The 10,776-nt window shown below is 55.0% G+C and carries 11 protein-coding genes; 6 read left to right on the plus strand and 5 right to left on the minus strand.

Annotated features, from left to right (window positions below):
- Window positions 1–141: 141 nt before the first annotated feature.
- Genes prmC through hemA form a run of 3 tightly spaced genes read right to left on the minus strand, consistent with a single transcriptional unit; the run spans window position 142 to window position 3,379 of the window.
- Complete coding sequence (gene prmC / locus CVE23_RS11510) at window positions 142–993, minus strand: peptide chain release factor N(5)-glutamine methyltransferase (protein WP_100849579.1); 852 nt, start codon at window positions 991–993, stop codon at window positions 142–144.
- Window positions 990–2,075: a peptide chain release factor 1 gene (gene prfA / locus CVE23_RS11515; protein ID WP_038919110.1), complete on the minus strand. Its 1,086-nt coding sequence runs from the start codon at window positions 2,073–2,075 to the stop codon at window positions 990–992. The genes prmC and prfA overlap by 4 nt, the downstream gene beginning before the upstream one ends.
- Window positions 2,076–2,122: 47 nt before the next feature.
- Window positions 2,123–3,379 (minus strand): glutamyl-tRNA reductase, encoded by a 1,257-nt coding sequence (gene hemA / locus CVE23_RS11520; RefSeq protein ID WP_038919111.1) that lies wholly within the window; start codon window positions 3,377–3,379, stop codon window positions 2,123–2,125.
- A gap of 210 nt (window positions 3,380–3,589) precedes the next feature.
- Here hemA and lolB point away from each other — a divergent pair, with 210 nt between their 5' ends.
- The 3 genes from lolB (at window position 3,590) to prs (ending at window position 6,165) form a co-directional block, all read left to right on the plus strand.
- On the plus strand, window positions 3,590–4,210 hold the full coding sequence (gene lolB / locus CVE23_RS11525) for a lipoprotein insertase outer membrane protein LolB (protein WP_038658525.1): 621 nt from the start codon (window positions 3,590–3,592) through the stop codon (window positions 4,208–4,210).
- Between the two features lie 3 nt (window positions 4,211–4,213).
- Window positions 4,214–5,089, plus strand: coding sequence for a 4-(cytidine 5'-diphospho)-2-C-methyl-D-erythritol kinase (gene ispE, locus CVE23_RS11530; RefSeq protein WP_038919112.1), 876 nt, complete (start codon window positions 4,214–4,216; stop codon window positions 5,087–5,089).
- A 128-nt stretch (window positions 5,090–5,217) separates the two neighbouring features.
- Window positions 5,218–6,165, plus strand: a complete 948-nt coding sequence (prs, locus tag CVE23_RS11535) for a ribose-phosphate diphosphokinase (protein ID WP_012769780.1) — start codon at window positions 5,218–5,220, stop codon at window positions 6,163–6,165.
- A 153-nt stretch (window positions 6,166–6,318) separates the two neighbouring features.
- On the opposite strand, the gene CVE23_RS11540 is transcribed toward prs, so the two are convergent.
- Window positions 6,319–7,089 carry a type 1 glutamine amidotransferase domain-containing protein gene (locus CVE23_RS11540; protein ID WP_100849580.1) on the minus strand — a complete coding sequence of 257 codons (771 nt, stop codon included), beginning with the start codon at window positions 7,087–7,089 and terminating at the stop codon, window positions 6,319–6,321.
- Window positions 7,090–7,265: 176 nt separating this feature from the next.
- Between CVE23_RS11540 and CVE23_RS11545 the strand changes: the two genes are divergently transcribed.
- Complete coding sequence (locus CVE23_RS11545; protein WP_100849581.1) at window positions 7,266–8,168, plus strand: LysR family transcriptional regulator; 903 nt, start codon at window positions 7,266–7,268, stop codon at window positions 8,166–8,168.
- A gap of 256 nt (window positions 8,169–8,424) precedes the next feature.
- Here the strand turns inward: CVE23_RS11545 and ychH are convergent, their stop codons facing one another.
- On the minus strand, window positions 8,425–8,694 hold the full coding sequence (gene ychH, locus CVE23_RS11550) for a stress-induced protein YchH (protein ID WP_038919116.1): 270 nt from the start codon (window positions 8,692–8,694) through the stop codon (window positions 8,425–8,427).
- A gap of 244 nt (window positions 8,695–8,938) precedes the next feature.
- Here ychH and pth point away from each other — a divergent pair, with 244 nt between their 5' ends.
- Together pth and ychF are read left to right on the plus strand one after the other, a co-directional pair.
- A complete protein-coding gene (gene pth / locus CVE23_RS11555; RefSeq protein WP_038658503.1) occupies window positions 8,939–9,526 on the plus strand; it encodes an aminoacyl-tRNA hydrolase in 588 nt (195 codons plus the stop codon).
- 129 nt (window positions 9,527–9,655) lie between these two features.
- A complete protein-coding gene (ychF, locus tag CVE23_RS11560) occupies window positions 9,656–10,747 on the plus strand; it encodes a redox-regulated ATPase YchF (RefSeq protein WP_100849582.1) in 1,092 nt (363 codons plus the stop codon).
- The last annotated feature ends 29 nt before the right edge of the window (window positions 10,748–10,776 follow it).

The raw sequence follows: 10,776 nt of genomic DNA on the forward strand, positions 1-10,776 counted from the left end.
GTGCGGAAGCCAGCGGATCAGATAATAATGCCAAACCTGGCGCTCGTCAGCAGGTCTGTCCGGAACGACAAGCGATAATCATGGCTAATCATTACCAATGTGATCCTGCTCAAGCCCCGATGACACAGGCTGAGGTCGCACTCAACACACGCAGGTCGCCCCAGCGGGCCATTGCCCCAGCGTCACCCGCTCATTATCGCCATAATCGCGGCAGGTTTTCACCTGCACAAAACCGTACTGCGTCAGTAATGACCGTACCGCCTCGCCCTGCTGCCAGCCATGTTCCAGCAGCAACCAGCCGTTATCCAGCAAAAATGCCCCCGCCTGCCGGATAATCTGCCGTAAATCGGCCAGCCCCGCCTCTCCCGCCACCAGCGCGCTGGCAGGCTCGAAGCGCACATCGCCGCGCGACAAATGCGGGTCATGCTCGTCGATGTACGGTGGATTGCTGACAATCAGAGCGAAACGTTGTCCATCCAGCGGCGAAAACCAGTCTCCCGGCAAAAACCGGGCGTTGGCGATCCCCAACTGGCTGGCATTATGACTGGCCAACGCTACCGCGTCGGGCTGGCGATCAATCCCCACCACCTGACAATCCGGTCGCTCATGCGCAATCGCCAGCGCAATCGCCCCGGTGCCGGTGCCCAAATCCAGCACAGATGAGGCACCGGTGGGTAAATGCGCCAGCGCCTGCTCGACCAGACACTCGGTATCCGGCCGCGGGATCAGCGTCGCGGGCGATACGGCCAGCGGCAGCGACCAAAACTCCCGCTGCCCGACCAGATAGGCAATCGGCTCGCCGGTGGCGCGACGCGCCAGCAAGGCTTCAAGCACCGGGATCTCTTCGTCGGTTAAAGCGGTTTCACCAAAAGCCAGCAGAAACGTACGGCGTTTACCGGTCACATGTTCCAGTAGGATCTCGGCGTCTCGTTTCGGGCTGTCACTGCCCTGCAGCCGGGCCGCCGCCTGTTTCAGCCAGTGCTGATAATTCATTGATCCTGCTCGGCCAGCGCCGCCAGTTGATCCGCCTGATATTCCTGCACGATAGGCTGAATCAACATATCCAGTTTGCCTTCCATCGCTTCGTCCAGCCGGTAGAGCGTCAGGTTGATGCGGTGATCGGTCACCCTTCCCTGCGGAAAGTTATAGGTGCGGATACGGTCGGAACGGTCGCCGCTGCCCAACAAGTTACGCCGGGTTGAGGCTTCTTCCTGCTGACGTTTTTTCATTTCCGCGGCGCGAATGCGGGCCGCCAGCACCGACAACGCTTTGGCTTTGTTCTTGTGCTGTGAACGCTCATCCTGACACTCCACCACAATGCCGGTCGGCAGATGGGTGATACGGATAGCGGAATCGGTAGTGTTGACGTGCTGCCCACCCGCGCCGGAGGAGCGGAAGGTATCGATTTTCAGATCGGAAGGGTTGATATCCGGCAGTTCCGCTTCCGGCACTTCCGGCATGACCGCGACGGTACAGGCGGAGGTATGGATACGCCCCTGCGACTCGGTGGCCGGCACGCGTTGCACCCGGTGACCGCCGGACTCGAATTTCAACTGGCCGTAGGCGCCGTCGCCCACCACCTTGGCAATCATCTCTTTATAGCCGCCGTGTTCGCCGTCGTTTGCGCTCATGATTTCAATCTTCCAGCGACGGGATTCGGCATAACGGCTGTACATACGGAACAGATCGCCGGCAAACAGCGCGGCTTCATCGCCACCGGTGCCGGCGCGGATTTCGAGGAAACAACCGCGTTCATCATCCGGATCCTTCGGCAGCAGCAACACCTGCAGTTGCTGTTCCAGTTCTTCGCTGGCCGCTTTGGCCGCTTTCAGTTCGTCCTGCGCCAAATCGCGCATTTCGGGGTCATCCAGCATCAGTTCGGCCGTGGCAAGATCGTCCTGCGTCTGCTGCCAGCGCTGAAAGCAACGGGTAATGTCGGTAAGTTGCGCGTACTCGCGGGACAACGCCCGGAAACGGTCCATATCGGCAATCACGCTGGGTTCTCCCAGCAGCGCCTGCACTTCTTCATGGCGCTCTTGTAACGCTTCCAGTTTGGCAACAATAGAAGACTTCATGCGGGCGGTTCAATCCTGTGTTGAATCATTATGGGGGAAGAAGAATGCTAGTTCAGACCGAGGCTGTCACGCAAAATCTGCAAACGCTCCAGATCGCCGTCGCGGGCGGCCTGTTGCAATGACCGGGTGGGAGCATGAATCAGGCGGTTGGTCAGCCGGTGCGCCAGTTCCTGTACGATGGCATCTACATCGCCGCCATTCTGTATCGCCGCCAGCGCTTTGGCGGTCATGTCCTCGCGCAGGCGATCCGCCTGAGAGCGATAATCGCGGATGGTGTCCACCGCCGCCTGCGCGCGCAGCCAGGCCATGAACTCCGAGCACTCCTGCTGCACGATGGACTCAGCCTGAATGGCCGCCGCTTTGCGCTGCGCCAGATTGTGCTGAATGATGGCCTGCAGGTCGTCGACGCTATACAGATAAATGTTCGGCAGCCGCCCTACTTCAGGTTCGATGTCGCGCGGAACGGCGATATCCACCATCAGCATCGGCTGATTACGGCGGGTTTTCATCGTACGCTCCATCATCCCTTTGCCGATGATGGGCAGCGTACTGGCGGTGGAACTGATGACAATGTCCGCCTGCGGCAAATACGCATCCAGTTCCGCCAGCGTAATCACGTCGGCGCCCACTTCTTCCGCCAGCGCCTGAGCGCGCTCGCGCGTCCGGTTGGCAATCACCATCCGCTTCACGCGGTGTTCGCGCAGATGGCGGGACACCAGCTCGATGGTTTCGCCTGCGCCCACCAGCAGCACATTGACGTCGGCCAAAGATTCGAAGATCTGCCGCGCCAGCGTACAGGCGGCAAACGCTACCGACACCGCGCTGGCGCCGATATCGGTTTCGGTACGCACCCGTTTGGCGACGGTAAACGATTTCTGGAACATGCGCTCCAGATCGCCGGACAGCGAACGTTCGCGCTGAGAATCGGCAAACGCTTTCTTGACCTGCCCCAGAATCTGGGGTTCACCCAGCACCAGCGAATCCAGCCCGCTGGCGACGCGCATCAGATGACTGACAGCAGCGTTGCCTTCATGCCAGTAGAGATTTTTGCGGATTTCCTCAGGATTGAGCCGGTGATAATCACACAGCCAGGCAATCAGTTGCTCGTGCCGGTTTTCCTGCTCGTCCACGCTGAGATAGAGTTCGGTACGGTTGCAGGTGGAAAGCAACACGCCGCCCTGAACTAACGGTTGCTGTAACAGACTGTGCAGCGCCTGCCCCTGTCTGTCCGGAGAGAACGCTACGCGCTCCCGCAGAGAGACTGGTGCTGTTTTATGATTGATGCCAAGCGCAAGCAGGGTCATGGTTTACAGAGTAATCCCGGTGTTAGTATGGGTTTCATCTGAGGGGCATTCTACTTGAAGCCTGCGGGCAAGAAAAGTGACCCAGGGCAACCGCGTTCACGTTGTCGCCAGCGCGCCGGGCAGCATCACAGGCATTGACGCTGCCAGCCAACCCCGCTAGCGTGACGCCTTGTTGTGAACCCATGATGCTTGTAACAGGACCTTTTCGACATGCCCAATAATCCCGTTCGCGCCTTACGGTTACTGCCTTTGGCGAGTGTGTTACTGACTGCCTGTACCCTGACGCAGCCCACCTTGCCGGGTAAAAAACCGACCTCTCCCGAGTGGCGCGAGCATGAGCAAAAAGTGCAGAATCTGACCAACTATCAGACCCGCGGCTCATTCGCCTATATTTCCGATAGGAAAAAGCTGTATGCCCGTTTCTTCTGGCAGCAATTTTCGCCGCAGCGTTACCGTCTGCTGCTGACCAGCCCGCTGGGCAGTACCGAACTGGAACTGCAGGCCGGCGCGAACAGCGTTCAAATTACCGACGGTCAGGGCAAGCGCTATGTGGGTAAAGACGCGCAATACATGGTTCAGCAGCTAACCGGCATGGCTATTCCGCTCGATAATTTGCGCCAGTGGATGCTCGGCCTGCCGGGCGACGCGCAGGATTTCGCACTGGATGAGCGCGCCCTGCTGCGCAGCGTAAACTATCAGCAGGGCGACCAGCACTGGAGCGTGTCCTATCAGTCCTATACCGATAGTCCGCTGCCGTTGCCGCAAAGCCTGGAACTGACGCAGGGCGAGCAGCGCATCAAACTGAAAATGGACAACTGGACGACGCAATAAATCATGGCGACCGCATGCAATCGCTGGCCTTCCCCGGCCAAGCTGAATCTGTTTTTGTACATCACCGGCCGCCGCCCGGACGGATACCATAATCTGCAGACGCTGTTTCAGTTTCTGGATTACGGCGACACCCTGACCATCACCCCACGTCAGGATCAGCACATTGTGTTGTCGACGCCGTTGCCCGGCGTCCCCGATGAACAAAATCTGGTGGTTCGCGCCGCTCGCCAGTTGCAGACCTATTGTCAACAGGCGGGGTTACCGTTTGCCGGCGCCGACATCGCCGTCGACAAACGTCTGCCGATGGGCGGCGGTCTGGGCGGCGGTTCGTCAAACGCCGCTACCGTATTAGTGGCGCTGAACCAGTTGTGGCGCTGCCAGATACCGGTCGACACGCTGGCCGCACTGGGCCTGAAGCTGGGAGCGGATGTCCCGGTATTCGTGCATGGGCACGCCGCGTTCGCCGAAGGCGTGGGAGAACAGCTGACCCCCGTGTCGCCGCCGGAAAAATGGTATCTGGTGGTTCATCCCGGCGTCAGCATTCCGACCCCGCTCATCTTTGCCGATCCGGATTTGACGCGAGATACGCCGGTACGCCCGCTGTCACAATTACTGACACAAACTTTCAGCAACGATTGTGAAGCCGTCGCAAGAAAACGTTTTCGTGAGGTTGAAGAGCGACTTTTATGGCTGTTAGAATACGCACCGTCGCGCCTGACCGGCACCGGCGCTTGCGTGTTTGCCGAATTCGACACCGAGTCCGCCGCTCGTCAGGTGCTAAACCGGGCCCCGGAAGGATTATTGCATGGCTTTGTTGCGCGTGGTGTTAACGTTTCCCCGCTGCAACGGCGGCTTTCCGGGCAATCTAAGGATTGCTAAAACACCACCGCCGACCGTGATGTTCTAGCGATCTTTTCCATACACCCGTATGTATATCCTGCTTGCGGTACGACACACGGCCTTCCGCAGGCGGATATTTCTCTGGACGCAAGCTTGAGGTTCTTCTCGTGCCTGATATGAAGCTTTTTGCTGGTAACGCCACACCGGAACTAGCACAACGTATTGCCAACCGTTTGTACACCAGTCTGGGCGACGCTGCTGTTGGTCGTTTTAGCGACGGCGAAGTCAGCGTACAAATCAACGAAAATGTACGCGGTGGTGATATTTTCATCATCCAGTCGACCTGTGCTCCCACCAATGACAATCTGATGGAGCTGGTCGTTATGGTTGATGCCCTGCGCCGCGCTTCCGCAGGACGTATTACCGCTGTTATCCCCTACTTCGGCTATGCCCGTCAGGATCGCCGTGTGCGTTCCGCCCGTGTGCCGATTACCGCCAAAGTTGTGGCTGACTTCCTCTCCAGCGTCGGCGTTGACCGTGTCCTGACGGTGGATCTCCACGCCGAGCAGATTCAGGGGTTCTTCGACGTGCCGGTGGACAACGTGTTCGGCAGCCCGATCCTGTTGGAAGACATGTTGCAACAGAATCTGGACAACCCGATCGTCGTTTCTCCGGATATCGGCGGCGTGGTTCGCGCCCGCGCTATCGCCAAACTGCTGAACGATACCGATATGGCGATCATCGACAAGCGCCGCCCGCGCGCCAACGTCTCTCAGGTGATGCACATCATCGGTGACGTAGCCGGCCGCGACTGCGTGCTGGTCGACGACATGATCGACACCGGCGGCACCTTGTGCAAAGCGGCGGAAGCCCTGAAAGAGCGTGGCGCCAAACGCGTCTTCGCTTACGCCACCCATCCGATTTTCTCTGGCAACGCTTACGAGAACATCAAGAACTCTGTTATTGATGAAGTGATTGTCTGCGATACCATTCCGCTGTCAGAAAATATCAAATCGCTGCCTAACGTACGCACGCTGACCTTGTCAGGCATGCTGGCGGAAGCCATCCGCCGTATCAGCAACGAAGAATCCATTTCTGCGATGTTTGAGCACTAATCGATATTTTCGCTGCAAATAACTACGCCATCGGATAATCATCATCCGATGGCGTTTTTACTGGCAGCGAAAAATATTTCCGGGTTTTGACCGAGACACCGAACCAGCAGCCGATTCTTAGCCGCGTGGAACTATCGGCTATGCAGTCGTTTTTTACCGTGTCCTGGCTTGTAACGCCTTGACCACTGCTTCTCCCAGCGCCGTTGCCGAAGCTGGATTTTGTCCGGTGATCAGGCGGCCATCCACCACGACTTTGTTCTCAAATATGGGGGCCTGTTCAAACCTGGCGCCGCCCTTTTCCAAAGCGCTTTCCAGTTCAAATGGAACGATCTTGTCGTACTGACGCGAAACCTCTTCCTCAGCGGTGAATCCCGTGAGACGACGGCCTTTAATTAAGTTTTCACCGTTGCTGAGTTTCACGTTTATGAGCCCTGCGGGACCATGACAAACGGCACTAATAATGTCGTTATTTTCATACATAGCCCGCACAATGCGACTAAGTTCGGCGTTATTTACAAAATCCCACATCGGGCCATGACCGCCGACAAGCAGAATCGCAGAATATTTTGATGGGTCGATATCCGATAGTTTAATCGTTTGCCCCAGCTTGTTTCGGTGACGAGGATTGGTCCAGAAATCCAGACTGGCCTGATCTTTCAAATCAAAACCATCGAAAGGCGCCAAACCGCCTTTGGGACTGGCGATATCAAAATCAAGGCCCGCTTTATCAAACACCTTAACCGGATGAGTCAGTTCTGGAAACCAAAACCCGCCGACGAGATTCTCGGTTTTCTTATCCAGACTGGAAACGACGATGAGTATTTTTTCTTGCTTTTGAGTGTCCTGAGCTGCCTCCGCAACGGTAGAAGCCGTGAATGCGGTAATTGCGACGATGAGACGAACGAAATACTTTGCAAGTGACATATGATTTCCTTCAGGTTGTTGGAGTTGTCCTCACTGTATCCAAGTTCAATAACCAGAAGTAGACAGCTAAAACGGGACAGATTGTTTAAAAAAACAGGCTAATAATCTTGTATTGATGAGGATTATTACCGCAGAATGTCAATATGCGGACGAGCTAAAACAGATGAGAATGCGAGATGAGCCAGGACAATAACTTTGATGGATTGCAGGAATTTCTAGCCATCTCGAAAAGGCTCAGTATCCGGAAAGCGGCTCTTGATCTTGGCAAAACACCGGGGGCCATCAGCCTGGCGCTACAGAAACTGGAACACCGTCTCGGCGTACTGCTCTTTCATAGAACAACCCGCAAAATGGCACTGACAGAAGCAGGAAAAAACCTGCTTTTGAAGATTGAACCTGCCGCGCGTGCAATTGCAACCAGCCTTGAAGATACCATTCAGTCGTCCAGAGCGCCTGCCGGCACATTGCGGTTGATTGTGGAACGCCTGGCCTTACCGCATGTCATCGAGCCTCTACTGCCCGCATTTCGTCAGGCGTGGCCAAATGTAAACCTGGACATTACCGTCAGTAATCGTCACAACAATTTTATTTCTGAAGGTTATGATGCCGGTATTTTGATCGGTTCATACATTGAGCAGGATATGATTGCAATTAGGCTTTCCAAACCTTTCCAATGGGCCGTTTTTGGATCACCCGCCTATTTCAAAGCAAAGGGGAAGCCCAACATTACCAGCGATCTTGTTCATCATGAATGCATCCGGTTTCGTCGCCCGGAAAAAGGCGATATTTACCGTTGGGAGTTTATTGAGAACAATGAAACAGTACGAATTGATCCGGCTGGCCCTATTACTGTCAACGATGGCGAGCTTATGCGTAGCCTTGCCGTTAAAGGGGTTGGACTCATTTATTCTTCTACGTTTCATACTTCGCGCGAACTGGCAATGGGAACGCTGGAGCCTGCGCTGCTTGACAGTTCTCCAGGCAATGATGGTCTTTTTCTCTACTTTTCCAAAGCGGGCAGAAATCAACCCAAGCTGCGTGCCTTTATCGATATATGCTCACGTACAATGAATATTTGAGTAAATATAATTCGCCCCATTAACATCATGGGGTTATATGCTGATTTTTAAGCATTAACGTTGCGGGTGTCCGCCACCGCATTCAGCCACTACCAGGTTAAAATCAACTTTTTGCCAAATAAGGAAGTTGTCTATCGCGCCTAAATAGCCATGTGAGCACATAATATTATCCTTGTTCTTATCTGCCGTTCCGCTTTATCCGGTCAACGTTATGCGCCAGAATGGAAAAAGATAACCCATTAATATGCAGAACTATTTATAGATGCCGTTCGCGGCGGCAGCGCTTATCAAAGTGCTTCAGCCACCAATAACGATCCGTCACGTTTTCCCGCCCACCAATACGCGCGCCGGCCAGCCACAGAATAGCACCGGCAAAAATAGCCAGCAGTTCTATATAATAGAGCGAACCCGGCAAATTCAATTCAGGCAGCTGATTGGCAATCGAATAGGCTATTCCGGCAATCATAAGCAACATACCTAATCCCATAAATGCGTTGCCTACCATCACAGCATTTCTACGTTTCATATTTCACCTCCAGAAATATCCAGTGGAAATAATCAGAATATTGCTGCGTGTCTTTCTGATCTGTTCACAGTATAAACAGCACTTCACAATGGGGTTGCGTGAAGGATCACATGTTGGTGATCAACTTCCCCTGAGTTAAACTAACGACTTTGCCAATTATCCCGGTGAGTTGCGTTGCCTCCGGCGGCACCCAATCCGGAAACGTATCGCGTGAGTCGTATCGAATTATGAGTGGTATTAAACTGTGAGTGGCATCAAATTGATTGTAGGTCTGGCCAACCCCGGCGCCGAATACGCCGCCACCCGCCATAACGCCGGCGCCTGGTACGTTGACCGTCTGGCGGAAGCCTACCGGCAGTCGCTGAAAGAAGAGAGCAAGTTTTTCGGCTATACCGCGCGCCTGACGCTGGCAGGCAAGGATGTGCGCCTGCTGGTGCCCACCACGTTCATGAACCTGAGCGGCAAAGCGGTGGCGGCGATGGCGACCTTTTACCGTATCGCGCCGGATGAAATTCTGGTGGCGCATGATGAACTGGATCTGCCGCCCGGCGTCGCCAAACTGAAGCTCGGCGGCGGTCACGGCGGCCACAATGGGCTGAAGGATATCGTCAGCAAACTCGGCAACAACCCCAATTTTCATCGGTTGCGCATCGGCATCGGCCATCCGGGCGATAAAAACAAGGTGGTGGGATTTGTGCTGGGTAAGCCGCCCACCAGCGAACAGGCGCTGATCGATCAGGCGATTGACGAATCATTGCGCTGCACCGATATCCTGATGAAGGAAGACATGATCAAAGCCATGAACCGTCTGCACGCGTTCAAAGCGTCGTAATGGGCGATCGGGCGGATCGAGTTCATGCCGCATTATGTGTATAATTGGCGTCAAGACTGACTTTTTCCATTCTGACAGGCTTTTTGCAACGAAAGTCTGATGATTAGTGATTTTTAAGGTGACATAAACATGGGATTCAAATGCGGTATCGTTGGGCTGCCTAACGTGGGTAAATCCACTCTGTTCAACGCGCTGACCAAAGCCGGCATCGAAGCGGCCAACTTTCCGTTTTGTACTATCGAGCCTAACACCGGCGTAGTGCCGATGCCGGACCTGCGCCTCGACCAGTTGGCCGAGATTGTCAAACCACAGCGTACCGTCCCCACCACCATGGAATTTGTGGATATCGCCGGTCTGGTAAAAGGCGCGTCCAAAGGCGAAGGTTTGGGCAACCAGTTCCTGACCAACATCCGTGAAACCGAAGCCATCGGCCACGTGGTGCGCTGTTTTGAAAACGACAACATCATCCACGTTTCGGGCAAGGTCAATCCGGCTGACGATATCGATACCATCAACACCGAGCTGGCGCTGTCGGATCTGGACACCTGTGAGCGTGCGCTGCACCGTGTACAAAAGAAAGCTAAAGGCGGCGATAAAGACGCCAAAATTGAACAAGCGGCGCTGGAAAAATGCCTGCCGCAGCTGGAAAAAGCCGGCATGCTGCGCGCACTGGACCTGAGTGCGGAAGAGAAAGCAGCCATTCGTTACCTGAGCTTCCTGACGTTGAAGCCAACCATGTACATCGCCAACGTCAACGAAGACGGCTTCGAGAACAACCCGTATCTGGATCAGGTGCGTGAAATCGCCGCCAAAGAAGGTTCTGTGGTTGTTCCCGTCTGTGCTGCCGTGGAATCGGACATCGCCGAGCTGGACGACGCCGATCGCGAAGAGTTTATGGCCGAGTTAGGTCTGGAAGAGCCGGGGCTGAACCGCGTGATCCGCGCCGGTTATGAGTTGCTTAACCTGCAAACCTACTTCACCGCCGGGGTGAAAGAAGTCCGCGCCTGGACCATCCCGGTCGGCGCCACTGCCCCGCAGGCGGCCGGTAAAATCCACACCGACTTCGAAAAAGGTTTTATCCGCGCCCAGACCATCGCCTTTGACGATTTCATCACGTACAAAGGTGAACAAGGCGCCAAAGAAGCCGGCAAAATGCGTTCAGAAGGGAAAGAATATATCGTTAAAGATGGCGATATTATGAACTTCTTGTTCAACGTCTAAATTTTCTTCTGTTGTCTTCATGAGGATTC

This window comes from Dickeya fangzhongdai, from assembly GCF_002812485.1.
Taxonomy (GTDB): domain Bacteria; phylum Pseudomonadota; class Gammaproteobacteria; order Enterobacterales; family Enterobacteriaceae; genus Dickeya; species Dickeya fangzhongdai.

Coding starts and splice junctions, on each gene's coding strand:
- prmC (WP_100849579.1), bottom strand. CDS start 993: ATGAATTATCAGCACTGGCTGAAACAGGCGGCGGCCCGGCTGCAGGGC.
- prfA (WP_038919110.1), bottom strand. CDS start 2,075: ATGAAGTCTTCTATTGTTGCCAAACTGGAAGCGTTACAAGAGCGCCAT.
- hemA (WP_038919111.1), bottom strand. CDS start 3,379: ATGACCCTGCTTGCGCTTGGCATCAATCATAAAACAGCACCAGTCTCT.
- lolB (WP_038658525.1), top strand. CDS start 3,590: ATGCCCAATAATCCCGTTCGCGCCTTACGGTTACTGCCTTTGGCGAGT.
- ispE (WP_038919112.1), top strand. CDS start 4,214: ATGGCGACCGCATGCAATCGCTGGCCTTCCCCGGCCAAGCTGAATCTG.
- CVE23_RS11540 (WP_100849580.1), bottom strand. CDS start 7,089: ATGTCACTTGCAAAGTATTTCGTTCGTCTCATCGTCGCAATTACCGCA.
- CVE23_RS11545 (WP_100849581.1), top strand. CDS start 7,266: ATGAGCCAGGACAATAACTTTGATGGATTGCAGGAATTTCTAGCCATC.
- ychH (WP_038919116.1), bottom strand. CDS start 8,694: ATGAAACGTAGAAATGCTGTGATGGTAGGCAACGCATTTATGGGATTA.
- ychF (WP_100849582.1), top strand. CDS start 9,656: ATGGGATTCAAATGCGGTATCGTTGGGCTGCCTAACGTGGGTAAATCC.